Source organism: Microbacterium gallinarum (assembly GCF_014837165.1).
Lineage (GTDB): Bacteria > Actinomycetota > Actinomycetes > Actinomycetales > Microbacteriaceae > Microbacterium > Microbacterium gallinarum.
Genome location: NZ_JACSPM010000006.1, coordinates 1 through 25,852 on the forward strand (window position 1 = coordinate 1; position 25,852 = coordinate 25,852).

Here is a 25,852-nt window from a genome sequence, read left to right on the forward strand (position 1 = left end):
CAAGACGCCTGGCGCCGCATCGTCGCCACCGCCGCGGCAGCCGGCATCCCCGCCCCTGCCTTCTCGTCCTCGCTCGCGTACTACGACGGACTGCGCGCCGAACGCCTGCCCGCCGCCCTCGTGCAGGGACAGCGCGACTTCTTCGGCGCGCACACCTACCAGCGCATCGACAAGCCCGGCACCTTCCACACCCTGTGGTCCGGCGACCGCACCGAGATCGAAGCCGAAGACACGCACTGATCGCGTGACGACGAAGGCCCTCGCCGAGCCGGCGGGGGCCTTCGTCGTCGGCTGCGTCAGCTCGGTGCGACGTTGTGGTTGCGGCAGAAGCGGTTCTGCGGGTCGAACCGGCGCTTGATCTCGGCCAGGCGCGCACGCGTCTCAGGTGAGTACATCCGAGTCACGATCGCGGGATCGGTCGTGACGGTGAAGTTGCCGTAGAGCCCGGCCCCCAGCGCCTCGATCGCGTCCCACTCGGCCTGGATGAGCGGGCGGTTGCCGTCATGGACGAGCCCCGGGATGTCGAAGGCGCCGGCCATCGCGAACCAGCTCGCGGTGCGGGCCGGGAACGGGGTGTCGTCTTGGGCGACGTCGCCGAAGGCGCCGCCCAGGGAACGGAGGAAGAGCACGGACGCCTGGTTCGCCTCGCGGAACGACACGAGCCGGTCGATGGCGTCGTCGGTCAGTGCGTCGAGCAGGGTGTTTCCGCCGACGAAGCCCGGCATGGGCTGGTCGGGGTCGGCGGGCGGTGCGTCCATCAGGATGTCGGGGTAGCTTCGCGCGCGGAGCTCGGTCTCGGTGACAGCGTCGAGCGCGAGGAGCGGCGCGAGCGCGGCGCGGGCCGCGTCTTCGTCGTCGCCGATCCAGCACGCCGTGATCGTCGCCCCGGCCGGAGCATGCGGATCCATCGCCGGGACGTCCATGTAGGTGACCGTGAGATCGCGCGGGGCGGTGCTCATCGTGTCGCGCAGCGCACGCAGCACCGGTCGCGCGTCGCCGTCCACCCCGAGGGTCGCGAAGACGACCGACGTCAGCGGGTGGGCGCGGAAGTCGAATCGTGTCACGACGCCGAAGTTGCCGCCGCCGCCGCGCAGCGCCCACAGCAGGTCGGCGTGGGATGCCTCGTTCACCTCGAGCACGTCGCCGCGCGCGGTCACGACCTGGGCGCCGACGAGCTGATCGGCGGCGAGCCCCCACGCGCGCACCATCCAGCCGATGCCGCCGCCGAGGGTGAGGCCGCCGACACCGACGGAGGCGGTGTCGCCGGAGCTGACGCCCAGCCCGTGCCGGGCGAGTTCGGCGGCGACCGCGCCCCACGTGGCGCCACCGCCGACCTGCACCAGCGTGCCGTCGACGCGGATGTCATCCAGACCGCTGAGGTCGAGCGTGAGGCCGCCGGGGACGGCACCCCACACGCTGTGTCCACCGCACCGGATCATGACGTCGAGACGTTCGGAGGCGGCGTAGCGTACGCCGGCACGGACGTCGTCGACGGTCGAGGCACGGACGATGATGGTCGGCTCTCCCACACCGGAGTGGAAGGAACGGGCGGCATCCCAATCGGCGTCGCCGGGCTTGACGACCGTTCCGGCCGCCAGATCTGTCAGAGAGAGATCAGTCACCCGCGTCACGCTAACGGGCGGCACCGACATCCGGTAGACCCGTCCCTGCCACGGACCGCAGGGTGCCCGCCAGGCTAGGGTCGGACGATGACCCCCACGCGAGTGCTCTACATCGGCGGAACCGGAACGATCAGCGCGTCGTGCGTGAAGCGCAGCCTCGCCGCCGGTCACGACGTGACCGTCCTCAACCGCGGCTCGGCACGGCGTCCGCTCCCGGACGGCGTCCGCGAGCTGGTCGGCGATGTCCGCGACCCGCAGTCGGTGCGCGATGCCGTCGGCGACGCGGAGTTCGATGTGGTCGCCGAGTTCCTCGCGTTCACGCCGGAGCACGTGCAGCAGGACCTCGACCTCTTCGAAGGGCGCACCGCGCAGTTCGTCTTCATCAGCTCGGCCTCCGCCTACGAGAAGCCGCCGCGCCGCCTGCCGGTGACCGAGTCGACGCCGCTGCGCAATCCGTTCTGGCGGTATTCGCGCGACAAGATCGCGTGCGAGGACCTGCTCGTCGCCGCGCACCGCGAGCGCGGTCTGCCCGTGACGATCATCCGCCCGTCGCACACCTACGACGAACGGCTCCTCCCCACCCTCGGCGGGTGGACCGACATCGCCCGCATGCGAGAGGGCCGCCCCGTCGTCATCCACGGCGACGGCACGAGCCTGTGGACCATCACGCACAGCGACGACTTCGCCGTGGCGTTCACCGGGCTCCTCGGCAATCCCGCCGCGATCGGTGACGCGTTCACGATCACGGGCTCGCACGCGCCAACGTGGAACCAGATCTACGGCTGGCTCGCCGACGCGGCCGGGGTGCGGCATCCCGACTTCGTCCACGTCGCCTCCGAGACGATCGCCGCGTTCGAGCCCGAGCTCGGCCCCACGCTCATCGGCGACAAGGCTCACTCGATGGTCTTCGACAACGCCAAGGTCACTGCTCTGGTGCCGGACTTCCGCACGACGATCACGTTCGACGAGGGCGCGCGCCGCATCCTCGCGCACTACGACGCGCACCCCGAGGAGCAGCGCGTCGATGCGGACCACGATGCGCTGTTCGATCGCCTCGCAGCCCACGCCCGCTCGGCGGGCTGAGGCGCGCCGCACTCACAGCACGCGCATAGCTCGCTCCATAGGAAGTGCATAGGAACGCGAGCACAATGGACGCATGACCAACGCCTCCCCTGCCCTCCTGCGTCCCGACGGGTCGCCGCTGCGCGTGCTCGTGGTCGACGACGAGCAGATGCTCACCGACCTGCTGTCGATGGCGCTGCGCATGGAGGGGTGGGAGGTGCGCACCGCGGGCTCGGGCTTCGAGGCGCTGCAGGCGGCGCGGGAGTTCGCCCCCGACGCGATGGTGCTCGACGTCATGATGCCCGACCTCGACGGCATGGCCGTGCTGCAGCGGCTGCGCCAGTCGGGCGACGACGTGCCCGTGCTCTTCCTCACCGCGAAGGACGCCGTGAGCGACCGGGTCGCCGGACTCACCGCGGGTGGCGACGACTACGTCACCAAGCCGTTCTCGCTCGAAGAGGTCGTGGCGCGTCTGCGCGGACTCATGCGCCGCGCGGGCACCGCCCACGCCTCGGGTGCCGAGCCGATCCTTCGCGTCGCCGATCTCACGCTCAACGAGGACAGCCACGAGGTCGAGCGCGCCGGTGACGAGATCGACCTCACCGCGACCGAGTTCGAACTGCTCCGCTACCTCATGCGCAATCAGCGCCGCGTCGTCTCGAAGGCGCAGATCCTCGACCGCGTGTGGAACTACGACTTCGGCGGCCGGTCCAGCGTCGTCGAGCTGTACATCTCGTACCTGCGCAAGAAGATCGATCAGGGTCGCGAGCCGCTCATCCACACGGTGCGGGGAGTCGGCTACATGATCAAGGCGCCGTCATGACCGACGCGCGGGGCGACGCCTCCGCGCAGTCGTCGGCGCCCGCAGCCGCGCCGATGGTCGACCCCGACGCCGAGCCGGATGCGGGCGACGGCACCACCGGTGCCGGCGCCGCAACCGCTGTCGATGCCGACGACAGGACGGGGACGGATGCCTCGGCCGCGGCATCCGCTCGCCACCCCTGGACTCTGCAGCGCAAGCTCATCGTGACCGTCGTCGCGATCACCTCGTTCATCATGGTGCTCGTCGGTGTCGCGACGAGCGCGATCCTCGGCGGCGTGCTCGAGGACGGCCTCAACAGCCGGGTCACGAGTGCCGCCGAGCGCACCGCCGTGCTGGTTCGCGGCTACATCGCGCAGGGCTGGACGGCGCAGGAGATCCTCGAGGAGCAGCCGCAGCAGCCCGGGTTCCTGCTCGCGATCCAGACGCCGCCGAATGCCCCCACTGCGGCGGTCGTGGAATCCGACACCACCGTGACGGAGCTCACCGACGACCAGATCGGCGACCTCGCCGACGGGCTGCGCAGCGAGACCCCGTCGGTCGTGACGATCGACGGGCTCGGCAGCTTCCGCGTCGAAGGGCAGCCGAGCGGTGCGTCGGTGGTCGTCGTCGGCATCTCGCGCGACGAGGTCGCGAGCTCGATCGGCCGGATGCTCACCACGATCGGACTGCTCACCGCGGGCGGCCTCATCCTGCTCGCCCTCGCGACGGCGTGGACGATCCGCGCCGGCCTCGCGCCGTTGCGCGCCGTGGCGGCGACCGCCGAGCGCGTGTCGGCGCTCCCCCTCGATCAGGGCGAGGTGTCGATCCCCGAGCGCGTGCCCGCGCACCAGGCTGACCCCCGCACCGAGGTCGGGCGGGTCGGCGAGGCGCTGAACACCCTGCTCGATCACGTCGGCACGTCGCTCACCGCCCGTCAGCGCAACGAGGAGCGCATGCGCACCTTCGTCGCCGACGCGAGCCACGAGCTGCGCACGCCGCTCGCGTCGATCCGGGGATACTCGGAGCTCTCGCTGCGCGCCCTGTCGAAGGACCACGCGGCCGCGACGATCGAGACGACCGAGTCCTCGCTCGAGCGCATCCAGGCGCAGTCGCTGCGCATGACCCGCCTCGTCGAGGACCTGCTGCTGCTGGCCCGCCTGGACGAGGGGCAGGAGCTCGTCTACGGCGCCGTCGACCTCACGCGGCTCGCGCTCGAAGCCGTCGGAGACGCGCGGCCGGCGGGTCCCGACCACACCTGGGTGCTCGAGCTCGCGGATGAGCCCGTCCAGGTGGCCGGCGACGCCGGGCGCCTGAACCAGGTGGTCGCGAACCTGCTCGCCAACGCCCGCACGCACACCCCCGAGGGCACGACGGTCACGGTCGGCGTGGCGCGCGACCGAGGTACGGCGGTGCTGCGCGTGCACGACGACGGGCCGGGCATCGACCCCGCGCTCCGCGACGAGCTCTTCGAGCGCTTCTCGCGCGCCGACCGGTCGCGTGCACGCCAGACCGGCGGCACGGGCTTGGGGCTGTCGATCGCCCGCGCGATCGTCGACGCCCACGGCGGCTCGATCACCGTCGAGAGCGAACCCGGCTCGACGACCTTCGAGGTGCGCCTTCCCGCCCGACCCCGCGACCCCGGGCCCGCGGCGAGCGAAGCGGTGGACGGCGCGGCTGCGGACGGCGCGTAACCCCGCGCCGCAGCATCCCCAACTTCACCCGCGCCGATCTGCGCGGTCGAGGCGATCCCGACCACAACTCGGCGCGGTTCAGCGAGCGCCCTCGAGTCTCAACCGCAGCGAAGTGCGCGTCGGCAACCGCCGGCACGGCCGAATGCCGCGGTCGAAGCGGATGCCGCGGGGGTCAGTACCCGCTGAAGGCGTCGGTGGTGATCGAGCGGGCGCGCTCGAGGGCGGGCGAGAGGTCGGCGATCAGCCCCGCTGGACCCGAGATGTAGGCGTGGCGGGACGCGATGTCGGGCACGACGCGCATGAGGCCCTCGGCGTCGAGCCGCACGCCACGGGCCCACATCCAGTTCGCGGGAAGATCGGCGGGCCGGTCGCGCGTGAAGACGATCACGGGGATGCCGGATGCCTCGATGTCTTCGCGGTACGCGAGCTCCGACGCGTCCGAGGCGACGTAGACGAGGATGATGTCGCGCTCCTCGGCCGACGCCCGCACGTGGCGCAGCTGCGAAACGAACGGCGTGACGCCGATGCCCGCCGCGACCATCAGGATGGGAGCCGCCGGCCGCTTGGGCAGCACGAAGTCGCCCCACACGCCGGTGATCGCGAGGCGGTGCCCCTCGGCGACCTGCGCGAGCGCCTTCTTGTACGAGCTCTGCGGCTTGGCCGACGCGACGCCGTTCTCCTTGAACGCCACGCGCAGCTCGGGCAGGTCGTCGGGCGCCGACGCGATGCTGAACTCGCGACGCGTGCCGCGCGCGTCGGGGTGCGCGTGGGGAACCTCGAGCTCGAGGTACTGACCGGGCACGAACGAGAGCCGGTCGTGCACGCGGAACGTCAGTTCGCGGACGGTCGGCGTCCGGTCGGCGCGCGACGCGAGGGTCAGGCGCACCGCCGTGCGCACCGCGAACGCGAACGCGATGGCGTTGCCGATGAGGAGCGCACGCTCCTGTCCGAGCGAGATCTCGCCGAGCGGGATCGGCCATCCCGCGAGCACGCCGACGATGCCGGCGACGGTGAACTGCTGCCAGCGGCGAGGCGGGAGGGTCAGCGGCTCGGACAGCATGAACGCCCCGAGGAACAGGAACGGCGACGACCACAGGATCTGCCAGAACACCGTCATCGCGTCGACGTCGAGCCCCGCCGCCTGCGACTGAGCGGCCGTGCGCAGCACGGCGATCGCGACCGCGGCCACGAGGAAGACCGCGACGACGCGCAGCTTCTCGGTGCGCCACAGCACCGCGAGTCCGAGCACGATCACGGGGCCGGCGAGCGCCGGCGTGCCGACCCACCACGACGACGCGCCCAGATCGGGCCACGCGATGCTCAGCAGCGTGAGCACGGTAGCGCCCACCGCTGCGGGGTTGAAGATGTGCCGGCCGCGCCACGCGAGGACGTACTTGGAGAGGGATGCCGCGGCCCCCGCGATCGCGATGCCGGCGAGGCCGGCGACCTCGAGCGTCGGGCGCAGGACGAACAGCAGGATGTGCGCGGTGATCAGCGACGACTCGATGCGCCACGGCAGGTGCAGGATGCGCTGGGTCGCGGCATCCACTCCCCCGCACACGATCGAGAGCACCGCGAGCGTCGCGATCAGCTCCAGGGGATCGGGGCCGACGAGGTCGAAGAACGACAGCGCGAACGCGATGACGGCGAGGGTCGCGAGGGCGACGTACACGACGCGGTACATCGAGACGCGCCCGAGGAGGGCGAAGACGCGGTTCCAGAGCGAGGTGAGCGAGGTGATCACGTCACACCACCGGGAGGGGCTCGTGGGCACCGGAGGGCAGGATGACGCGGATGCCGTCCCCCGGCCGCACCACGCCGCCGGACACGACGACCGACATGACGCCCGTCAGGCGCACGGTCTCGCCGTCGTCGTCGAGGTACACGAGCTCCTTCATCAGGCCATTCGAGAGGCCGTTGATCTGCGAGCACGGGTTGCGCAGCCCGGTGATCTCGACCACCGCCCCCTCACCGATCTCGAGTCGCGCGCCGCGCGGGAGCCCCAGCAGGTCGACCCCGACGGTCGTGATGTTCTCGCCCAGCGCGCCGGGCTCGACCCCGTGCCCGCGTTCGGCCATGAGGTCGAACAGCTCGGAGTGGATCAGGTGCACCTGGCGCAGGTTCGGGCTCGAGGGGTCGCGTCTCACACGCGAGACGTGCTGCACCGTCGCGCCCGCATGCGCATCGCCTTCGACGCCGTAGCCGGCGATGAGGGTGATCTCGTCCCGAGTCGGCTTGCTGAAGCGGTGGGCATCGTCGCGCGCGACGGCGACGACCTGTGCGGAGGATGGCGACGGGGTCACCTCTCCACGCTAGCCTCTCGCGTGAACAGGTCGGCACCGCAGCCGGGCGACCACTCCACGCGCCCGTCGGTGGTCATGCGCACCCACTCGACGCCCCACGTGTGCGCGAGCCGCGGGCCGCCGTCGAAGAAGAGCGCCGTCGCGATGGCGTCCGCCCGCATCGCCGTCGGCGCCACGGCCCACGTGGCCGCGACCGTCCTCACGGGTGCGCCGGTGCGCGCGTCGAGCACGTGATGAAGACCGTCGCCCCAGGCGCGCCGGTTGACCGCCGACGCGCAGAGCGCAGCATCCGCCACCGCCCACACGCCGATCGCGCGCCGTTCGTCGAACGGGTGCTCGAGTCCGATGCGCTGCGGGGCGCCGCGGACCGCGATGTCTCCCCCGGCGTCGACGACGATCGATCCGTCGACGGCGTCCGCGACCTCGGCGGCCACGAGGTCGACGAGCCGCCCCTTGCCGAGGGCACCGACGTCGATCGTCGCAGGGCGATGGAGGGTGAGGATGCCCCGGTCCCAGGTCAGCGCCTCGGTCCAGTCCGCCGGGGCGGCGACGGGCTCACTCGCCGTGAGGGCGTAGTCCGCGCCGTAGCCGAGTCGCTCGAGCGACCGCCCCACGAGCGGGTTCACTGCTCCCGACGTGGCCGCCGACAGCTCCGCGTAGGCGTCGAGCATCGCCGCGGCATCCGCCGGCGCGGTGACCGAGCCGCCGGCAGCACCGAGTTCCGAGACGATCGAATCGGGGCGGAACCGCGACCACTCCTGGTCGAAGCGCTCGACGAGGGAGAGCACGTGGCGGCGCACGGCGCCGCCGAGGGGCTCCTCGGTGACGACCTCCCACCCCGTGCCGATCGCGTCGAACCGCCAGGGGACGACGGCGGGATGCGCCGGCTCCGAGCCGGACATGTCAGGCGGCCGCTTCGGCCTTGATCGTCTCGATCGCCTGGTTGAAGCCGCCGCTCGTGAGCGACGACCCGGCGACGCGGCTGACCGAGATCTCGTCGATGTCCTTGCCGACCACGACGTCGGAGATGCCGCCGATGAACTCGCCCTGGTACTCCTCGGACTCGGACTTCTGCGGATCGCCCACGACCTCGACGGCGGTGATGACGTCGTTCTCGAGCGTCACGGTGACCGAGATCTGCTCGACGGTCTCCGGCGTCTGGTAGGACCCCTCGGCGGTGTAGGTGCCGTCGGCGTACGTGCCTCCGCCGCCGCCGGTCGAGCCGGTCGAGCCGGTCGACCCGTCTCCGGTGTCGCCGGTGCCGCCGTTCTGCCCGGTGGTGGCAGCCGGCGCGCACCCCGCGAGGACGACGGCGCCGGCTATCCCCACGAGAGCGGTCGCGACGCGGGCGGTGGCGGTCTGGCGGGATGCGGGGGGACGGATCATGGTGTCCTTCTTCTGCCGGGCCTCGGACGCGGGTGCACCGCAAACGCTAGCGGCTGCGTCCCTGCATCGTCGCGACGTTTCCTATGAGTCACCTCTGAGGAAGGGTGCGGCGGCGCACCGCCTTGATGCCCTCCACGGCCAGGAACACGGCGACCGAGAGCAGCGCCGGAAGCACCCAGGACGAAACGGTGAGAGGTCGCGACCCGAACAGATCGTTCATGAACGGCACGTACGTGTAGAACAGCTGCAGCGCGATGAGCGCGAAGGCGGACCACCACACCACGCGGTTGCCGCGCAGCACGTCGATGGTGAGGCTCGACATCCGGAGGAAGCGGCAGTTGAGCAGGTAGGCGAGCTGACCGAGCGCGAGCATGGCGACGGCCTCGGTGCGGGCGTAGGCGAGATCCGCGCCGCCCGCGAGCGCCACGGCGAACACCCCCAGCGTCACTCCGCCGATGAGCAGCGAGACCACGAGCACCAGTCCGATCTCTCGCCGGTCGATCAGGGGACCGCCGGGAGTGCGCGGCGGGCGGGTCATGATGCCCTTCTCGGCGGGTTCGTACGCGAGGGCGAGCGACAGCGTGATCGCGGTGACCATGTTGATCCACAGCACCTGCACCGGCGTGAGCGGAAGCGTGAAGCCGAACACCACCGCGACGAGGATCACCAGCGACTGCGCGCCGTTCGTCGGAAGCAGGAAGACGACCGATTTGCGCAGGTTGTCGTAGATCCGGCGCCCCTCGCGCACCGCGGAGCGGATCGTGGCGAAGTTGTCGTCGGCGAGGACGATCTCGGCGGCCTCCTTCGTGGCCTCGGTGCCCTTGATCCCCATCGCGATGCCGACGTTCGCACGCGTGAGGGCGGGCGCGTCGTTGACGCCGTCGCCCGTCATCGCGACGACCTCGTCGTGCGCCTGCAGCGCGCGCACGATGCGGATCTTGTGCTCGGGGCTGGCCCGCGCGTACACGTCGACGTCGCGCACCACCTCCTTGAGCTGCTCCTGGCTCATGGCCTCGAGCTCCGCGCCCGTGAGCACGGAGACGTCATCGTCGTGAGCGAGGCCGAGAGCGCGGCTGATCGCCACCGCGGTGCCCGCGTGGTCGCCGGTGATCATCTTCACGCTGATGCCAGCGGTGTGGCAGTCGGCGATCGCCTCCACCGCTTCGGGGCGAGGCGGATCGAGGATGCCCCACACCCCGAGGAACTCGAGGTCGTCGAGGTCGTCCACCGTCAGCGCGCCCATCTCCGCCGACACCGGCCGGCGGGCCGCCGCAAGCACCCGCAGGCCGCTTCGGCCGAGGTCGTCGATCACGGACTCCCACAGCCGGATGTCGAGGACCTCCGGACCCGACGCGCCGCGCTGACGCACCGAGCGCTCGAGCAGTCGGTCGGGGGCGCCCTTCACCAGGATCGCGCGGGACCCCTCGGCGCCCTCGTTGAGCGTGGCCATGAACTTGTTCGCCGAGTCGAACGGCACGACCGCGACGCGGGTGCTGCCGGCGGACTTCACGCCGCCCTTCATCGCGACGACCTTGAGCGCGCCCTCCGTCGGCTCGCCGACCAGTGCCCACCGGCGCTCCCCCGGAGTCGACTCGTCGGCGACGATGTGCGCATCGTTGCACAGGGTCGCCACACCGAGGATCGCCGCGAGGTCGCGGCCGTCACCGGCGTGCCCGCGGGCCCTGATATCGCCCTCCGGGTCGTACCCGAGCCCGGTGACGTCGTAGGCGCCCAGAGGCGTGACGATGCGCTCCACCGTCATCTCGTTCTTCGTGAGGGTGCCGGTCTTGTCGGAGCAGATCGTCGTTACGGAGCCCAGCGTCTCGACGGCGGGGAGCTTGCGGGTGATCGCCTTGCGCCGGGCCATCTGCTGCACGCCGATCGCGAGGGTGATCGTCACGAGCGCGGGCAGCCCCTCGGGGATCGCGGCGACCGCGAAGCCGATCGCTGCGGAGATCAGCTCGTCGAACGGCATGGCGTGCAGGAACCGGCCGATCGCGAGCATGATCGCGGCCATCCCCAGGATCACGAGGGTGAGGACGCGGCCGAACGAGTCGAGCTGCTTCGTCAGCGGGGTGTCGAGCGACCCCGCCTCGCCGACGAGCGTCTGGATCCTGCCGATCTCCGTGCGCTCCCCGGTCGCCGTCACGATGCCTCGGCCTTGACCGGCCGACACGATCGTCCCCGAGAACGCCATCGACGCGCGATCCCCCACACCTGCGTCGGGCGCGACGGGATCGGTGTGCTTCGACGACGGCACCGACTCGCCGGTGAGCGCGGCTTCCTCGACGCGCAGCTGGAAGGCCTCGAAGAGGCGGACGTCGGCGGGAACCTTGTCGCCGGGCATGAGCCGCACGACGTCTCCCGGCACGAGGTCGGCGGCGGGCGCCGTGGCCCACGCGCCGTCGCGGCGCACGCGGGCGTCGGCGGACAGCATGCCGCGGATGCCGGCGAGGGCCTTCTCGGCGCGGCCCTCCTGCACGAACCCGATCACGGCATTGATGACGGCGACGGCCATGATGACCCAGAACTCGAGCCAGTCCGCCATGATCGCCTTGATCACCGCGGCGCCGAGCAGGATGTAGATCAGGGTGTCGTTGAAGTGCGCGAGGAAGCGCAGGATCGGATGCGTGCGCCGGGGCTCGGGCAGGAGGTTCGGCCCGACCTCACGCAGCCGGTCGGCCGCGGCATCCGACGAGAGTCCTGCGGTCCTGGTCGCGAGCGCCGTCTCGACCTCGCCGACAGACAGCGAGTGCGGGCGCTCGACGTCGTATTCGTCGACCGCGCGCGGCTCGATCATGGCTCGGCTCAGGCCGCCCCGTCGAACATGCTCGTCACCGAGCCGTCCTCGAAGACCTCGTGGATCGCCCGCGCGAGCAGAGGTGCGATCGGAAGGATCGTCAGGCTCGGGAAGCGCTTCTCGTCGGGGATCGGGATCGTGTCGGTGACGACGACCTCGTCGATGGCGTCGCTCTGCAGGCGCTGCGCTGCGGGATCGCTGAAGATCGGGTGCGTCGCGGCCACGATGACGCGCACGGCGCCGTTCGCCTTGAGGGCCTCAGCGGCCTTCACGATCGTGCCGCCGGTGTCGATCATGTCGTCGACGAGCAGGCAGACCCTGCCATCGACGTCACCGACGATCTCGTTGACCGTGACCTGGTTGGCGACGTTGGGGTCACGACGCTTGTGGATGATCGCCAGCGGGGCGCCGAGGCTGTCGGACCACGTGTCGGCGACGCGCACCCGTCCGGTGTCGGGCGAGACCACGGTCAGCTTCTCGCGGTCGTCCGGCGAGAGCGTCTCCTGGAAGTACTCGAGCAGCACCGGCTTGGCGAAGAGGTGGTCGACCGGGCCGTCGAAGAACCCCTGGATCTGGGCGGCGTGCAGGTCGACGCTCATGACGCGGTCGGCGCCGGCGGTCTTGAGCAGGTCGGCGACCAGGCGTGCGCTGATCGGCTCACGGCCGCGACCCTTCTTGTCCTGGCGCGAATACGGGTAGTACGGCGCCACGACGGTGATGCGCTTGGCGCTCGCCCGCTTGGCGGCGTCGAGCATGATGAGCGTCTCCATGAGCCACTCGTTGACCGGCGGGCCGAAGCTCTGGATCAGGAAGAAGTCGCACCCGCGGATCGACACCTCGAAGCGGGTGAGGATCTCACCCGAGGCGAAGGTGCGGTATTCGGTGGGGACCAGCTCTGTGCCGAGCTGTGCGGCGACGTCGGTCGCCAGGGCGGGGTGCGAGCTGCCGCGGGCGACGACGAGGCGCTTCTTGGTCTTGGCGACCAGTCCGGGCGCGATGTCCTTGTCGCGGTCGAGCTCAACGGTCTTCTTCTTGCGCCCCATCGTCCGCCTTCTGTGCGGACCGAGCCTTGGCGGCGACATCCGCCGCCCCGGTTCCCGGTCTGTTCTTCTCGACCCACCCCTCCACATTGCGCTGAGGGGCCACGCTGAGAGCAAGGGCACCGGCGGGAACATCCTTGCGGATGACCGCCCCGGCCCCGGTCTTCGCGCCATCTCCGATCCTAACGGGCGCGACGAAGACGTTGTGCGAGCCGGTGTGCACCTCATCGCCGATCTCCGTGCGGTGCTTGGTCAGATCGTCGTAGTTCGCGGTGATCGCACCGGCGCCCAGGTTGACCCCGCTGCCGATGGTCGTATCGCCGATGTACGACAGGTGGGGCACCTTGCTGCGCTCGCCGATCGTGGAGTTCTTGGTCTCGACGAAGGTGCCGATCTTGCCCTTGTCGCCGAGATACGTGCCCGGGCGCAGGTACGCGAACGGCCCGACGTTGGCACCCGCGCCGATGACCGCGAGCGTCGCGTCGGCGCGCGTGACGACGGCGTTCTCGCCGACCTCGCACGTCACGAGACTCGTGTCGGGGCCGATCAGCGCACCCGCGCCGACCGAGGTCGCACGCAGCAGGTGCGTGTTCGGCAGCACCGTCACGTCGGGGGCGAGCGTCACATCGACGTCGATCCAGGTCGTCGCCGGGTCGAGGATCGTCACACCCTCGAGCTGCCAGCGGCGCACCGTGCGCGCGTTGAGCAGCCGCGCCGCCTCCGAGAGCTGGACCCGGTCGTTCACGCCCAGCGCCGCGGCGGCGTCGGGCGCGCTGGCCGCCGCGACGACGAGGCGCGAATCGCGCAGCAGCGCCACGACGTCGGTGAGGTACTTCTCGCCCTGGGCGTTGGCAGTGCCCACGAGCGACAGGTGGGCGCGCAGCGCCTGCACCTCGAACACGTAGACGCCGGCATTGATCTCGTGGACGGATGCCTCGTCCTCGGTGGCGTCCTTCTGCTCGACGATGCGCGTGACCGAGCCGTCGGCATCGCGGATGATCCTGCCGTACCCGGTGGCGTCGTCGAGAACGGCGCTGAGCACCGTCGCAGCGGCGGCACCCTGGCGGTGCGCGGCGACCAGGGAGGCGAGCGTGTCGGCCTCCAGCAGGGGCACGTCTCCGCTCAGCACGAGCACGTCGCCCGTGAAGTCGTCGAGCGCGTCGAGCGCCAGCTCGACCGCACGGCCGGTGCCGGGCACCTCGTCCTGGTCGACGACCACGACGCCGGGCGCCGCGTCGACGACCGCGCCCGCGACGAGATCGCGCTCGTGGCGCACGACCACGACCACCCGATCCGGACCGAGTGCGAGGGCCGTGTCGATCACGTGACCCACGAGCGGGCGCCCGCCGATGCGGTGCAGCACCTTGGGAGTGCTCGACTTCATGCGCGTTCCCTGGCCTGCGGCCAGAACGATCACGGCGAGACTGCGGTCGTCGTTGTTGTGGGTCATGCTCCGCCGCCAGGATTCGAACCTGGGCCTCACAGCTCCAAAGGCTGTCGTGCTGCCGTTACACCACGGCGGATCGCCGCGGTCCGCGGCCGTCGTCAAGTCTGCCAGACCCGCCCGCGGGCGCCTGCCCCGGGCGTTGCCGCCGGGGCGTCACGGGTGCGCCCTGCGCGACCTCGATAATGGGGGCATGGCCAAGGAGACCGACGAGGTCGATCGCATCGTCCAGGCGTGGGTCGCCCAGCGACCCGACCTCGACTTCTCGCCCCTCGAAGTGCTCTCGCGCGTCGACCGTCTGTCGCGACACCTCGACCGGGCGCGACGCGACGCCTTCCGCCGCAGCGACCTCGAGCCGTGGGAGTGGGACGTGCTGTCGGCGCTGCGCCGCGCCGGGGAGCCGTTCCAGCTCAGCCCGAAGCAGCTCCTGCTGCAGACGCTCGTCTCGAGCGGCACGATGACCAACCGGATCGACCGGCTCGTCGGGCGCCGACTCGTGCACCGCGTGGCGGACCCCGACGACGGGCGCAGCATCCTGGTCACCCTCACCGGTGAAGGCAAGACGCGAGTGGATGCCGCGATCACGCGGCTCGTCGACGCCGAAGCGGTGCTCCTCGCCACACTGTCGCGCAGCGACCGCGACCGGCTCGCCGGATTGCTGCGCAAGCTGAGCCTCGGCTTCGACGTCTGACTGCGGTCAGCCGAGCTGCTCGGTGAGCTCGAACCAGCGCAGCTCGACGTCATCCCGCTCGGACTCCAGCTCGCCGATCTTCGCCATCTCGGCGCCGAGCCCGACGTAGTCGGACTGGGCGTGGTCGGCCAGCGCCGTGCGGGCCTTCGTGATCTGCGCCTCGAGCTTCTCGAGCCGGCGCTCGAGGGCCGTGATCTCCTTCTGGGCGGCACGCAGCTCGGCCCCGCTGAGCGCCGGGGTGGACGATGCCGCGGCGGGCGCGGCATCCGTCGCCCTTCCTCCCGTCGCCGCGGCCGCACGCTCACGTTCACGCAGCCGCAGGTACTCGTCGACCCCACCGGGCAGGTGGCGCAGGTGACCGCCGAGGATGGCGTACTGCTGGTCGGTGACGCGCTCGATGAAGTAGCGGTCGTGCGAGACGACGAGGAGCGTGCCCGGCCACGTATCGAGGAGATCCTCCATCGCGGCGAGCATGTCGGTGTCGAGGTCGTTCGTCGGCTCGTCGAGGATCAGCACGTTCGGCTGCTCGAGCAGGATCAGCAGCAGCTGCAGACGGCGCTTCTGGCCGCCCGAGAGATCCTTCACCGGCGTGGAGAGCTGGGCGCTCGCGAACCCCATGCGCTCGAGGAGCTGACCGGGGGTGAGCTCCTGCGCCCTGGAGCCGCTTCCGAAGCTGTAGGTCGTGCGCAGGCGGGCGATCACGACGCGCACCGGGTCGTCGAGGTGCTCTTCGAGCTCGTCCAGGCGCTGCGTCAGGGTGGCGACCTGCACGGTCTTGCCGCGCTTGACGCGACCCGATGTGGGCTCGACGTCGCCCGAGACGAGGCCGAGGAGCGTGGACTTGCCCGCGCCGTTGACGCCGAGGATGCCGGTGCGCTCGCCGGGAGCGATGCGCCACTCGACGGGGTGGAGCACTTCGCGGTCGGGTCCGCCGTCGAGCGCCGGGTAGCTCACCGATGCGTCGAGCAGGTCGACGACGTCCTTGCCGAGCCGGGTGACGGCGAGGGACTGGAGTTCGGTCTTGTCGCGGATCTCGGGCACGTCCGCGATGAGGGCGTTGGCCGCGTCGATGCGGAACTTCGGCTTCGACGTGCGCGCCGGCGCCCCGCGGCGCAGCCACGCGAGCTCTTTGCGCGCGAGGTTCTGCCGACGCGCCTCGATGGCCGCCGCCTGACGGTCGCGCTCGACGCGCTGAAGGATGTACGCCGCGTAGCCGCCTTCGAAGGGCTCGACGAGCTGATCGTGCACCTCCCACGTGCGGGTGCAGACCTCGTCGAGGAACCACCGGTCGTGCGTCACGACGAGCAGACCGCCCTGGTTCGCCGACCAGCGGCGCTTGAGATGCTCGGCCAGCCAGGCGATCGCCTCGACGTCGAGGTGGTTCGTCGGCTCGTCGAGGAAGATGACGTCGTGGTCGCCGGCCAGGAGTGCGGCGAGCGCCACCCGCCGGCGCTGGCCGCCGGAGAGCCCGGTCACCGGACCGTCCCAGTCGAGTCCCTGCAGCAGCCCGGCGAGGACGTCGCGCGTGCGCGCATCGCCCGCCCAGTCATGCTCGGCGCGATCGCCCACCACCGACTGCGCGATGGTCAGCGTGTCGTCGAGCGTGTCAGCCTGATCGAGCACGCCCACCCGCACACCGCTGCGCACCGTGACGCGTCCGGAGTCGGGTTCGAGGCGTCCCGCGAGCATCGCCAGCAGGCTCGACTTGCCGTCGCCGTTGCGACCGACGATGCCGATGCGGTCGCCCTCGTCGACGCCCAGCGAGACGCCGTCGAAGACGACCTTGGTCGGGAACTCCAGGTGCAGGGCCTCGGCCCCCAGAAGATGTGCCATGTCTCTTCAAGGCTAGGCGAGCGCCGGCGTCTCCGATCACGCCCGCCCGCGACCCCGCCCCCAGTCGCGCGTCAGTACCAGATGCTCAGGCGCGGTGCGACATGCCACGAGAACACACGTGCGGCAGCCGAGGCATCCGTCGACCGCACCCGGCCCGCGGCGGCCAGCGTCGCGAGCGACACTCCGCCGAGGTACGCCGCCGAGAGCTCCTCGATGCCGAGCGACACCTCGACGGCGCCGTCGGGCGCCGCTGCGCCGTCGGACCACGTGCTCACCGTGCCGCGACCGCCGTCGTCGACCGTCAGGAGGAAGCGGCCGCCCGCGTGGCCCAGCACGTCGGTCACGTCGAGTGCGAGCGCGCCGGGTGCCCCGTAGCGGCGCCCCTCGAGCGCCGCCGGCACGTCGAGGATGCGGACGTACTGGTGGTCGCGCAGGGTGACGGTCGCCGCCCGCTGGTCGGCGATCATCCACCGCAGCGGCTCGTCGACGGACAGCTCGCCGGCGTTCACCTCGGCGACCAGGTCGAGCTCGAGCAGGAAGCGCCACAGCGCCGCGTACGCGTCGTCGGTCTCGGCCAGGAGGTACCCGACGTGCACGCTCGCCTTGGTGAAGTCGTCGTGGTTCTCCTTGACCGTGTAGACCGCGACGCCGCGCACCACTCCGGACGCGTCTGTGTACTGCACGGCGCGCTTCTCGCCCGCCTTCTCTGCGGTGGGGGTGGTGCCTGCGAAGCCGTCCCAGAAGCTGCCCTGCACGTCGATCTCGCCCGCGACGCGCAGCCGCACGCGCTCGTGCAGCGGTGCCACGAGCTCGCGGAACCGCTGGCGGGGGATGAAGTCGACGCGGCCGTCGGGGCGCGGGCCGATCCACGTCGCCCGCTTCGTCTCGATGCGCCACGACGCGCTCGCCGCCGCTGGGGCGAAGCCATAGCGGCCGTAGAGGGTCGACTCGCTGACCGTGAGCATGGCCAGCGGGGCGCCTGCAGAGACTGCGGCGCCGAGCTCGCCCTCGAGCATCGCGCGCGCGATGCCGCGGCGGCGGTGCGTGGGTGCCACGGTGACCGCCGAGATCGCGCACGACGGCAGCGAGGCGCCGCCGGGCACCGTGAGCTGCCCGATCCACGAGGCGATCGTCGCGACCGGGGCGTCGGCGACGGGCGCGGCGGCATCGTACACGCCCGTCACGCGACGGTACGCGCTGCGCTCCCGGCTCGACGCGACCTGTTCGTCGCTGCGCTCGCCGTCCTGGAAACCGCGCGCCACCGACTGCAGCCACTGCGGGTAGTCGTCACCCGTCACCGGTACGAGGCGGTAGTCGAGCCCGTTCTCGGCGAGCCGGGCGCGCGAGCGCTCGTTCACGGGCGCCACCAGGTAGGCCGCGGCATCCACCGTCGCCGAGTCGGCATCGCGCCGGGTGTCGGTGTCGAACGTCATCGTCGTTCCTTCCATCGAAGTCGTCTGTGGAGTGTGCGCGGCGGCTCAGCCGATGACACGGGCGCCGGCGACGGGCCCGTGAACATGCAGCGCCTCGAGGCCAGCGGCCGAGAGCGTCACCTGCAGCTCGAGCGCCGACTCGGGATCTCCGGTCAGAAATGCCAGCGTAGGCCCGGACCCGGACACGAGCCCCGCAAGGGCCCCCGAGCGCTCCCCCAGCTCGAGCGCGGCGCGCAGCTCGGGCCGGAGCGAGAGCGCCGCGGCCTGCAGGTCGTTGCGGATCTGCTCGGCGAGTGCGGCCGGGTCGCCCGCCCGCAGCGCGTGGAGCACGCCCGTGTCGACATCGGGGGCGCGGCCGCTCACGCTGATGCCGTGCTCCGCACGCAGGGTGTCGAGGTGCGCATACACCTCGGGCGTCGACAGGCCTTCCGACGACGGCACGACGACCCAGTCGAACCGGCCCTGCGCGAGGGCGGGGCTCAGCTGATCGCCGCGGCCCGTGCCGATCGCCGTTCCGCCCATCAGTGCGAACGGCACGTCGGCCCCGAGCCGCGCGGCGAGCTTGTGCAGCTCGGCGGTGCCGAGCTCGGCACCCCAGAGCGCATCGCATGCGACCAGCGCAGCCGCGGCATCCGCTGATCCGCCGCCCATGCCGCCTGCCACAGGCACGTTCTTCACGATGTCGAGGTGCACGCCGCCGCGGTGGCCGATGCGCTGCGCGACCATGCGAGCCGCGCGCACCGCGAGGTTGCGGTCGTCGGCGGGCACGCCCTCGACGTCGACGGTGCCCGAGATCGTCGCCGTGAAGTCGTCACTGGGCGACGCCCAGACGTTCTCGTACAGCGAGACCGCCTGGTACGCGGACGCGACGTCGTGGTAGCCGTCCTCCTGCACGCCGCCAACCTCGAAGAACAGGTTGAGCTTCCCGGGCGCGCGCACATGGACGCGGTCGGTGACGACGGCTTCGCTCACGAGGTCGCCGACCTCGCCCACAGGTCGACGTCGATGCCGTCGGAGAGCGCATCGATCTGCTCGAGCTCCTCCGCCGTGAAGCCGGGCCCGTCGAGCGCCGCCAGGTTCTCGTCGAGCTGCGCGGGACGCGATGCCCCGATCAGCGCCGACGTGACCACGGGGTCGCGCAGCACCCACTGGATCGCCATCTGAGCCAGCGTCTGGCCGCGCTCCTTCGCGATCACGTCGAGACCACGCAGCTTCGCCAGCCCGTTCTCCGACAGTGCGCCGTCGGGCATGGACGAGCGCTGCTGCGCGCGCTGGGCGGGGCCGTCGCCGAGGTACTTGTCGGTGAGGAGGCCCTGCGCAAGCGGCGTGAAGGCGATCGCGCCCATGCCCTCCTGCTTCAGCACGCCGGTCAGTCCGTCCTCGACCCAGCGATTGAGGATCGAGTACGCCGGCTGGTGGATGACGAGGGGCGTGCCGAGAGAGCGAGCGACGGATGCCGCGACCGCCGTGCGCTCGGCGCTGTAGGACGAGATGCCGACGTAGAGCGCCTTGCCCTGGCGCACCAGGGTGTCCAGCGCTCCGACGGTCTCCTCGATCGGCACGTCCGGGTCGACGCGGTGCGAGTAGAAGATGTCGACGTAGTCGACGCTCATGCGCCGGAGCGACTGCTCCGCGCTGGCGAGGACGTACTTGCGCGCACCGCCGTTCCCGTACGGACCGTGCCACATGTCGTAGCCCGCCTTCGACGAGATGATGAGCTCGTCGCGGTAGCGGCCGAAGTCCTCGCGCATCATGCGGCCGAAGTTCGTCTCGGCCGAGCCGTACGGCGGGCCGTAGTTGTTCGCCAGATCGAAGTGCGTGATCCCCCGGTCGAACGCATGGCGCAGCAGAGCCCGCTGGTTGTCGAACGGGATGTTGTCGCCGAAGTTCCACCACAGGCCCAGCGAGATCGGCGGGAGGGTCAGGCCGGAGGTGCCGACGGGGCGGTAGACGGCACCGTCGTAGCGGTCGTCCGCGGCGGTGTAGGGGCGGTGGAGGTCTCCGCCGTTGGCACGGTATCGCTGCTCTTCGGTCACCGGTCAAGGCTAGCGGCGCATCGCCTCGACCGCAGGGGGTCGGAGCCGTCGACCGGCTCGACTCGCAGAGGCACATCGAGACATCGCATGTCAAGGGTCATGCGCGGAAACGTGCCCGTAACGGACTGTGCTTACTGTGAGGCTAGGGACCGGTTCGCCCGGTCTCGAAGAAGGAGGTTCCCCTTGCCCCAGCTGTCCGTCGTGCCCACCCCCCAGGACACATGGTCGACGCTCCTCGGCCGCACCGACATCGCGCTCCACGACGGCATCCTGCACGTCGTCCACGACGACGTCACGCCTGTGGAGGCCCGCACGGCCGACCTGCTCCTGGTCGCCGACACGCTCGAGGGCGCGGGCATCGGAGTGATGCTCATCCGGCACGGTCGCTCCGTGCCGGCCATCGTCGTCGACCTCGCCGCGCGCGACGCGGCGCTGGCGGCGCTGGCCGGGCTCGGTGAGCTCGAGCCGCTCTACGTCAAGCAGAAAGGTCGGCCCCTCCAGCGGGCGACCGAGGTGGAGGTGTCCCGCAGCGGCCCCTCCGCCCTGCGCGTGTATCGGCCGCGCATCGCGCGCACCGGCGGCCTCCGCTACGGCTCCGCCCTCGGCGCCCGCGTCGAGTTCTGGCGATTCGGCAGCGACCTCGTCGAGGCGCCGCACGACAACGCGTACACCCGGCGGCTGACGCCGGCCGATGACCTCTCGTTCTCCCGGGTCGAGCGCTTCGGCCGCAGCTGGCGCACGATCTCGGGCATGTTCGACCTCCAGCCTCATGAGTTCTCGCAGGACGTCGACATCGTCTTCTCATGGGTCGACGGCTCGTCGAGCGACTTCCAGCGCCAGCGCGCGGCGCGCATGGCCGAGTACGTCGTCGGTGAGGGCGACGACGGGCCCGCGCGCTACCGCCACGTGGATGAACTGCGCTACGCCCTGCGCAGTGTGCACATGTACGCGCCGTGGGTCCGGCGCATCTTCATCGCCACCGACTCGCCCACGCCCGCATGGCTGCTCGATCACCCCAAGGTGACCGTCGTGCGCAGCGAGGAGTTCTTCGCGGACCCGTCGTCACTGCCCACGCACAACTCGCACGCGGTCGAGGCGCAGCTGCACCGCATCCCCGGGCTCGCTGAGCACTTCCTCTACTCGAACGACGACATGTTCTTCGGCCGCCTCGTCGAGCCCGAGCTGTTCTTCACCCCGGCGGGCGTGACGAAGTTCGTCGAATGCGAGGTGCGCATCGGCTCCGGCGACCCCGCCGCGCATCGCAGCGGACACGACAACGGGCTCCGCGTGAACCGGGCGCTCCTCCAGGACCGCTTCGGCCGCCGGATCGTCCGCGACCTGGAGCACTGCGCCACGCCGCTGCGGCGCAGCGTGATGGCCGAGCTCGAGGAGGCGTTCCCCGACGACTTCGCGCGCACCGCGGCATCCCGATTCCGCTCCGCCACCGACATCTCGGTCACCAACAGCCTGTACCACTATTTCGCGCTCATGACGGGGCGCGCGGTGGCGACCAGGGAGCCCCGCACCCGCTATGTGCAGACCACGCTGGCGGCGTCGCTGCGGCGCATGGAGCGACTCGCCAAGCGCACCGACGTCGACATGTTCTGCCTCAACGACGGCGGCGAGACCGAGGTGCCCGAGCAGCTGCGCACCCGCGTGGTGCGCGAGTCCCTCGACCGGATGTTCCCCGTCCGCGCGCCGTGGGAGCGCGACGAGGTCAGCGCGGCAGAGCGATCGGCTCGGTCGGCGCATCCCTCCGCACGTCGCTGAACGGACCCACCCCGGCCAGCATCAGGCGCCGCTGCGCCTCGTCGGCGTCGATGTGCTCGAGCGTGCGCGGCGCGTCGACCGGCACGACCGAGTGCACCACCGTGTCGTCGTAGAGGTGCACGAGGTTGAACGCCTGCGCGCCGTCCTGGGGCCGCGTGCCGCCCGTCGGCACCGTGAGGTCCTGGGCGTAGCAGGTCGACGACGCGACAGACACCGGAATGCCGGCGAACGTGGCGAAGGTCGAGTAGTGGAGGTGGCCGGCGATGATCGCGCGCACGTCGCTGCCGCGCAGCACGTTCCTCAGCCGCGACTGGTCGCGCAGCTCGACGCTCGCCGCCAGCGGCAGCACGCTCGGCACGGGCGGGTGATGCATAGCGAGGATCGTGCCGAGCGGCGCCGGGGTCTTCAGCACGTCGGCGAGCCAGACGAGCTGCTCCTCCGCGAGTTCGCCGTGGTGGTGCCCGGGGACGGTCGAGTCCAGCGTGACGATGCGCAGTCCGTCCAGCTCGTCGACGCGGTCGACGGGCTCGGCGTCGCCCAGCTCGTCCCACAGCGCGCGGCGGAAGGTCGCGCGGTCGTCGTGGTTGCCCATCACCCAGATCACCCGGGCGCCGACGCGGGCCGCGAAGGGCTCGACGAGTGCGCGCAGGTCGGCGTACGCCTCCCGCTCCCCCTGGTCGGCGAGGTCACCCGTGAACACGACGGCGTCGGGACGCACGGCGCTCGCCTCGATGACGGCGAGTGCCCGCGACAGCCGGTCGGCGGCGTCCACGAGGTCGAACAGACAGGATCCTCCGGCACGCAGGTGCGTGTCGCTGAGGTGCAGCAGGATCCGCTCGGGCGCCGGGTACTCGGCGGTGCGCATCGCGTCTTCTCCCCCGCCCTGCGGTCGAGTCAGGACTGCCCGCAATGTTACGGGCGTGTTTCGGGGCGTCGGGGAAGGCGCGGGGAACGTTGAGCGAAATCTAAGCTCGCAGGGCCCTCGCGATGCGCACGAAATCGTCGATCGACAGCTCCTCGCCCCGTGCGGTGGGGGCCACCCCGGCGGATTCGAGGAGAGCGGATGCCTCGGCCGCCGTCCCGCCGAGAACGCCGGCGAGCGCCTGCCGCAGCATCTTCCGGCGCTGCTGGAACGCGGCGTCCACGATCGAGAACGTCTGCCGGCGCTCGTCCTCGTCGCCGCGCGGGCTGGGGTCGCGGTGGAAGCCGACGAGCACGCTGTCGACGTTGGGCACGGGCCAGAAGACCTGACGTGACACGGTGCCGGCCAGGCGCCACGGTCCGTACCAGGCCGCCTTCACGCTCGGCGCGCCGTAGACCTTCGAGCCCGGAGGCGCGGCCAGGCGCTCCCCCACCTCGGCCTGCACCATGACCACACCGCGCTCGAGGCCGGGGAAGGTCTCGAGGAAGTGCAGCAGCACCGGCACGCTCACGTTGTAGGGAAGATTGGCCACCAGCACCGTGGGGTCGCCCGGCAGCTCGCGGACACGCAGCGCATCGGCGTCGACCACGGTGAGCGCACCGTCGGCGACGCCGTGCGCGGCCGCCGTGGCCGGCAGCCGCTCGGCGAGCCGGTGGTCGATCTCGACCGCCGTCACCGTGGCACCGGTCTCGAGGATCGCGAGAGTGAGGGACCCGAGCCCGGGACCCACTTCGACCACCCGATCGCCGGGCACGACCTCCGCGACGTGCACGATCTTGCGGACCGTGTTGGCGTCGACGACGAAGTTCTGGCCCAGCTTCTTGGTCGGGGTGACGTCGAGGTCGGCGGCGAGCGCGCGGATCTCGGCGGCTCCGAGCAGGGACACGGGCATGGATTCACTGTACCCAGGGGGGAGCGCGAGGCGTGCCGCGCGGGGGGGTGCTGCGCGCGGGGCGGTAGTGCACGAGAGCGCGCCGCGCACGTCCTTGACAGCCGTGCGCGGGTCGCGCCAGGGTGGGCGGACACGGGCGGTTCTGCTGTCGGGCTGCCTCGAACGAGGAGGTTCGACATGAGCTCAGCCCCAGCATCCGGTTCCGACATCTCCGTACCGATCGCGCGTGTCGTCCTCGTGGCGGCGACGGCGGCGCTCGGCGGCTTCCTCTTCGGCTTCGATACGGCGGTCATCAACGGCGCGGTGAGCGCGATCGGCGAGCAGTTCGGGGCAGGGCCCTTCCTGCTCGGGTTCTCGGTCGCCTCGGCGCTGATCGGCTGCGCGATCGGAGCCTGGTTCGCCGGTCGCATCGCCGACCGGTTCGGGCGCGTGCGCGTGATGCTTCTCGCCGCCGCGCTCTTCGTCATCAGCGCGCTCGGATGCGGATTCGCGTTCGGCATCTGGGACCTGTCCTTCTGGCGCATCGTGGGCGGACTCGGCGTCGGCGCAGCATCGGTGATCGCGCCGGCCTACATCGCCGAGGTGTCGCCGCCCGAGCATCGCGGGCGCCTCGGGTCGCTCCAGCAGATGGCGATCGTCACCGGCATCTTCGTCGCTCTTCTCACCGACGCCGCGATCGTCGCCGCCGCGGGAAGCGCGACGGCTCCGTGGCTGCTGGGGCTCGAGGCCTGGCGCTGGATGTTCCTGTCCGAGCTCGTCCCCGCCGTCATCTATGGGCTCCTCGCCCTCACGATCCCCGAGTCGCCTCGCTACCTCATCGCGCGCGGCGAGATGAAGAAGGCGAAGGAGGTGCTCACCAGGTACGTCGGCGGCAACGTGGAGAAGACGTCGACCGACATCCTGAAGACGGTCGAGGGCAAGCCGGACCGCCCGCGCTTCTCCATCCTGCGCGGTTCGAAGTTCGGGCTGCTTCCCATCGTGTGGATCGGAATCGGGCTTTCCGTGCTGCAGCAGTTCACCGGCATCAACGTGATCTTCTACTACTCGTCAACGCTGTGGCAGGCGGTCGGCTTCACCGAGCAGGACTCCCTGACGATCACCGTCATCACTTCCGTGACGAACATCGTCACCACGATCGTGGCGATCCTGCTGATCGACAGGATCGGACGCCGGCCACTGCTCCTGGTCGGGGCGATGGGTCAGTTCGTGTGCCTGGCCGTGCTCACCGTGGTGTTCGCGACGGCGCCCATCGTGAACGGCGAACCGGTTCTGGAGGGAGCCGCGGGCACCACCGCCCTGCTGGCTGCGAACCTGTACGTGGTGTTCTTCGGAGCCTCGTGGGGACCGGTGGTCTGGGTGCTGCTCGGCGAGATGTTCAGCAACCGCATCCGCGCCGTCGCACTGTCGGTCGCCGCCGCGGCGCAGTGGGCGGCGAACTTCGTCATCTCGACCACGTTCCCCGCGCTGGCAGCCGTCGGCCTCGGCCTGGCCTACGGCGTCTACACGTTCTTCGCCTTCGTCGCGATCTTCTTCGTCATCAGGTTCGTGCGCGAGACCAAGGGCCGCACGCTCGAGTCGATGTCGGACGACGGCCGCAGCGAAGTGCGGACCTGAGCGCAGCGAGGCGTCATGATCACGCGGTGTGCGGCGCTGCTGACCGTGGCCGTCGTCGCCTTCGCGATGAGCGGCTGCGCTCTCGCAGAGACGCCAGGACCGGCGGCGGCCACTCCGGCCCCAGACCCGCCCGCTCCCTCTTCGCTGTCGCCTTCGCCGGTCGCCGGCGCGCCGGGCGACGCGGCGACATGGGTGGTCGTCGATCCCGCCGCGATCGGGACCGGCACCACCGAAGTGCGGATCGCGGCCACCCGACTCGGGTGCTCCAGTGGCAAGACCGGTGAGCTGCGCGGCCCGCGGGTGTCCTATGGCGCGGACGAGGTGGTCATCGAGGTCGACGCCGAGCCGCTCGGCGCCGGAGCCTTCGAATGCCCCGGCAACGACGCCGTGGAGGTGGTCGTCGCCCTGACCGAGCCGCTCGGCGATCGCTCGCTGGTCGACGGAGCGTGTCTCGAGGGCGAGGCCGTCAGCACGGCGGCGTGCGCTGACGGTCCCGTCCGATGGCCGTGAT

The 25,852-nt window shown here is 71.2% G+C and carries 21 protein-coding genes, 1 tRNA gene and 1 pseudogene; 8 read left to right on the plus strand and 15 right to left on the minus strand.

From position 1 onward, the window contains the following. Nucleotides 1-240: pseudogene (locus H9622_RS14240) on the plus strand (NADP-dependent phosphogluconate dehydrogenase); the annotation flags it as partial. Between the two features lie 56 nt (nucleotides 241-296). Here H9622_RS14240 and H9622_RS14245 read toward each other — a convergent pair. Continuing rightward, nucleotides 297-1,622 (minus strand): FAD-binding oxidoreductase, encoded by a 1,326-nt coding sequence (locus H9622_RS14245; RefSeq protein WP_318247131.1) that lies wholly within the window; start codon nucleotides 1,620-1,622, stop codon nucleotides 297-299. Between the two features lie 87 nt (nucleotides 1,623-1,709). On the opposite strand from H9622_RS14245, the gene H9622_RS14250 reads away from it, so the two are divergent. The 3 genes from H9622_RS14250 to H9622_RS14260 all read left to right on the plus strand — a co-directional run bounded on the left by H9622_RS14250 (nucleotide 1,710) and on the right by H9622_RS14260 (nucleotide 5,177). Then, entirely contained in the window at nucleotides 1,710-2,705 is a 996-nt protein-coding gene (locus H9622_RS14250; protein WP_191767089.1) for an NAD-dependent epimerase/dehydratase family protein, read from the plus strand. A gap of 73 nt (nucleotides 2,706-2,778) precedes the next feature. Further along, entirely contained in the window at nucleotides 2,779-3,507 is a 729-nt protein-coding gene (locus tag H9622_RS14255; protein ID WP_191767090.1) for a response regulator transcription factor, read from the plus strand. Then, entirely contained in the window at nucleotides 3,504-5,177 is a 1,674-nt protein-coding gene (locus H9622_RS14260; RefSeq protein ID WP_225222146.1) for a sensor histidine kinase, read from the plus strand. The genes H9622_RS14255 and H9622_RS14260 overlap by 4 nt, the downstream gene beginning before the upstream one ends. A 172-nt stretch (nucleotides 5,178-5,349) precedes the next feature. Here the strand turns inward: H9622_RS14260 and H9622_RS14265 are convergent, their stop codons facing one another. The 8 genes from H9622_RS14265 to H9622_RS14300 all read right to left on the minus strand — a co-directional run bounded on the left by H9622_RS14265 (nucleotide 5,350) and on the right by H9622_RS14300 (nucleotide 14,229). Next, nucleotides 5,350-6,918: an FAD-dependent oxidoreductase gene (locus H9622_RS14265; protein WP_404802877.1), complete on the minus strand. Its 1,569-nt coding sequence runs from the start codon at nucleotides 6,916-6,918 to the stop codon at nucleotides 5,350-5,352. A 4-nt stretch (nucleotides 6,919-6,922) separates the two neighbouring features. After that, nucleotides 6,923-7,480 carry an MOSC domain-containing protein gene (locus tag H9622_RS14270; protein WP_191767092.1) on the minus strand — a complete coding sequence of 186 codons (558 nt, stop codon included), beginning with the start codon at nucleotides 7,478-7,480 and terminating at the stop codon, nucleotides 6,923-6,925. Continuing rightward, nucleotides 7,477-8,382 (minus strand): FAD:protein FMN transferase, encoded by a 906-nt coding sequence (locus H9622_RS14275; RefSeq protein ID WP_191767093.1) that lies wholly within the window; start codon nucleotides 8,380-8,382, stop codon nucleotides 7,477-7,479. The genes H9622_RS14270 and H9622_RS14275 overlap by 4 nt, the downstream gene beginning before the upstream one ends. Before the next feature lies 1 nt (nucleotide 8,383). Beyond that, nucleotides 8,384-8,866, minus strand: coding sequence for an FMN-binding protein (locus H9622_RS14280; protein WP_191767094.1), 483 nt, complete (start codon nucleotides 8,864-8,866; stop codon nucleotides 8,384-8,386). Between the two features lie 88 nt (nucleotides 8,867-8,954). Continuing rightward, complete coding sequence (locus tag H9622_RS14285) at nucleotides 8,955-11,666, minus strand: cation-translocating P-type ATPase (protein WP_191767095.1); 2,712 nt, start codon at nucleotides 11,664-11,666, stop codon at nucleotides 8,955-8,957. A gap of 8 nt (nucleotides 11,667-11,674) precedes the next feature. After that, the gene (locus tag H9622_RS14290) at nucleotides 11,675-12,709 is read right to left on the minus strand and encodes a ribose-phosphate diphosphokinase (protein WP_191767096.1); all 1,035 of its coding nucleotides are present in this window, start codon (nucleotides 12,707-12,709) and stop codon (nucleotides 11,675-11,677) included. Beyond that, nucleotides 12,684-14,156 carry a bifunctional UDP-N-acetylglucosamine diphosphorylase/glucosamine-1-phosphate N-acetyltransferase GlmU gene (gene glmU, locus H9622_RS14295; protein WP_191767097.1) on the minus strand — a complete coding sequence of 491 codons (1,473 nt, stop codon included), beginning with the start codon at nucleotides 14,154-14,156 and terminating at the stop codon, nucleotides 12,684-12,686. Before glmU ends, H9622_RS14290 begins: the two co-directional genes overlap by 26 nt. A 1-nt stretch (nucleotide 14,157) precedes the next feature. Beyond that, nucleotides 14,158-14,229, minus strand: a tRNA-Gln gene (locus H9622_RS14300). A gap of 114 nt (nucleotides 14,230-14,343) precedes the next feature. Between H9622_RS14300 and H9622_RS14305 the strand changes: the two genes are divergently transcribed. Further along, nucleotides 14,344-14,841, plus strand: a complete 498-nt coding sequence (locus tag H9622_RS14305) for a MarR family winged helix-turn-helix transcriptional regulator (RefSeq protein ID WP_191767098.1) — start codon at nucleotides 14,344-14,346, stop codon at nucleotides 14,839-14,841. A gap of 6 nt (nucleotides 14,842-14,847) precedes the next feature. Here H9622_RS14305 and H9622_RS14310 read toward each other — a convergent pair whose 3' ends face one another. The 4 genes from H9622_RS14310 to H9622_RS14325 all read right to left on the minus strand — a co-directional run bounded on the left by H9622_RS14310 (nucleotide 14,848) and on the right by H9622_RS14325 (nucleotide 20,143). Further along, the gene (locus H9622_RS14310) at nucleotides 14,848-16,674 is read right to left on the minus strand and encodes an ABC-F family ATP-binding cassette domain-containing protein (RefSeq protein WP_191767099.1); all 1,827 of its coding nucleotides are present in this window, start codon (nucleotides 16,672-16,674) and stop codon (nucleotides 14,848-14,850) included. A 71-nt stretch (nucleotides 16,675-16,745) separates the two neighbouring features. Next, nucleotides 16,746-18,107 carry a GNAT family N-acetyltransferase gene (locus tag H9622_RS14315; protein ID WP_191767100.1) on the minus strand — a complete coding sequence of 454 codons (1,362 nt, stop codon included), beginning with the start codon at nucleotides 18,105-18,107 and terminating at the stop codon, nucleotides 16,746-16,748. Nucleotides 18,108-18,152: 45 nt separating this feature from the next. Next, nucleotides 18,153-19,079: a 4-(cytidine 5'-diphospho)-2-C-methyl-D-erythritol kinase gene (locus H9622_RS14320; RefSeq protein ID WP_191767101.1), complete on the minus strand. Its 927-nt coding sequence runs from the start codon at nucleotides 19,077-19,079 to the stop codon at nucleotides 18,153-18,155. Then, nucleotides 19,076-20,143 (minus strand): aldo/keto reductase, encoded by a 1,068-nt coding sequence (locus H9622_RS14325; RefSeq protein ID WP_191767102.1) that lies wholly within the window; start codon nucleotides 20,141-20,143, stop codon nucleotides 19,076-19,078. The genes H9622_RS14320 and H9622_RS14325 overlap by 4 nt, the downstream gene beginning before the upstream one ends. A gap of 183 nt (nucleotides 20,144-20,326) precedes the next feature. Between H9622_RS14325 and H9622_RS14330 the strand changes: the two genes are divergently transcribed. Further along, nucleotides 20,327-21,913, plus strand: a complete 1,587-nt coding sequence (locus tag H9622_RS14330; protein WP_225222147.1) for a stealth family protein — start codon at nucleotides 20,327-20,329, stop codon at nucleotides 21,911-21,913. Here the strand turns inward: H9622_RS14330 and H9622_RS14335 are convergent. Beyond that, the gene (locus H9622_RS14335) at nucleotides 21,861-22,778 is read right to left on the minus strand and encodes a phosphodiesterase (RefSeq protein ID WP_191767103.1); all 918 of its coding nucleotides are present in this window, start codon (nucleotides 22,776-22,778) and stop codon (nucleotides 21,861-21,863) included. The two genes, H9622_RS14330 and H9622_RS14335, sit on opposite strands and share 53 nt — an antisense overlap. A gap of 100 nt (nucleotides 22,779-22,878) precedes the next feature. Beyond that, nucleotides 22,879-23,727, minus strand: coding sequence for a 16S rRNA (adenine(1518)-N(6)/adenine(1519)-N(6))-dimethyltransferase RsmA (gene rsmA, locus H9622_RS14340; protein ID WP_191767104.1), 849 nt, complete (start codon nucleotides 23,725-23,727; stop codon nucleotides 22,879-22,881). 177 nt (nucleotides 23,728-23,904) lie between these two features. On the opposite strand from rsmA, the gene H9622_RS14345 reads away from it, so the two are divergent. Both H9622_RS14345 and H9622_RS14350 read left to right on the plus strand, forming a co-directional pair. Next, nucleotides 23,905-25,341: a sugar porter family MFS transporter gene (locus H9622_RS14345; protein WP_191767105.1), complete on the plus strand. Its 1,437-nt coding sequence runs from the start codon at nucleotides 23,905-23,907 to the stop codon at nucleotides 25,339-25,341. A 15-nt stretch (nucleotides 25,342-25,356) separates the two neighbouring features. Further along, a complete protein-coding gene (locus H9622_RS14350) occupies nucleotides 25,357-25,851 on the plus strand; it encodes a hypothetical protein (RefSeq protein ID WP_191767106.1) in 495 nt (164 codons plus the stop codon). Nucleotide 25,852 lies beyond the last annotated feature (1 nt).

Bases quoted from the DNA above. Each gene is read 5' to 3' on its own strand.
- H9622_RS14250 (WP_191767089.1), top strand. From the start codon at position 1,710: ATGACCCCCACGCGAGTGCTCTACATCGGCGGAACCGGAACGATCAGC.
- H9622_RS14255 (WP_191767090.1), top strand. From the start codon at position 2,779: ATGACCAACGCCTCCCCTGCCCTCCTGCGTCCCGACGGGTCGCCGCTG.
- H9622_RS14260 (WP_225222146.1), top strand. From the start codon at position 3,504: ATGACCGACGCGCGGGGCGACGCCTCCGCGCAGTCGTCGGCGCCCGCA.
- H9622_RS14275 (WP_191767093.1), bottom strand. From the start codon at position 8,382: ATGTCCGGCTCGGAGCCGGCGCATCCCGCCGTCGTCCCCTGGCGGTTC.
- H9622_RS14280 (WP_191767094.1), bottom strand. From the start codon at position 8,866: ATGATCCGTCCCCCCGCATCCCGCCAGACCGCCACCGCCCGCGTCGCG.
- H9622_RS14285 (WP_191767095.1), bottom strand. From the start codon at position 11,666: ATGATCGAGCCGCGCGCGGTCGACGAATACGACGTCGAGCGCCCGCAC.
- H9622_RS14290 (WP_191767096.1), bottom strand. From the start codon at position 12,709: ATGGGGCGCAAGAAGAAGACCGTTGAGCTCGACCGCGACAAGGACATC.
- glmU (WP_191767097.1), bottom strand. From the start codon at position 14,156: ATGACCCACAACAACGACGACCGCAGTCTCGCCGTGATCGTTCTGGCC.
- H9622_RS14305 (WP_191767098.1), top strand. From the start codon at position 14,344: ATGGCCAAGGAGACCGACGAGGTCGATCGCATCGTCCAGGCGTGGGTC.
- H9622_RS14310 (WP_191767099.1), bottom strand. From the start codon at position 16,674: ATGGCACATCTTCTGGGGGCCGAGGCCCTGCACCTGGAGTTCCCGACC.
- H9622_RS14315 (WP_191767100.1), bottom strand. From the start codon at position 18,107: ATGACGTTCGACACCGACACCCGGCGCGATGCCGACTCGGCGACGGTG.
- H9622_RS14335 (WP_191767103.1), bottom strand. From the start codon at position 22,778: ATGCGCACCGCCGAGTACCCGGCGCCCGAGCGGATCCTGCTGCACCTC.
- rsmA (WP_191767104.1), bottom strand. From the start codon at position 23,727: ATGCCCGTGTCCCTGCTCGGAGCCGCCGAGATCCGCGCGCTCGCCGCC.
- H9622_RS14345 (WP_191767105.1), top strand. From the start codon at position 23,905: ATGAGCTCAGCCCCAGCATCCGGTTCCGACATCTCCGTACCGATCGCG.
- H9622_RS14350 (WP_191767106.1), top strand. From the start codon at position 25,357: ATGATCACGCGGTGTGCGGCGCTGCTGACCGTGGCCGTCGTCGCCTTC.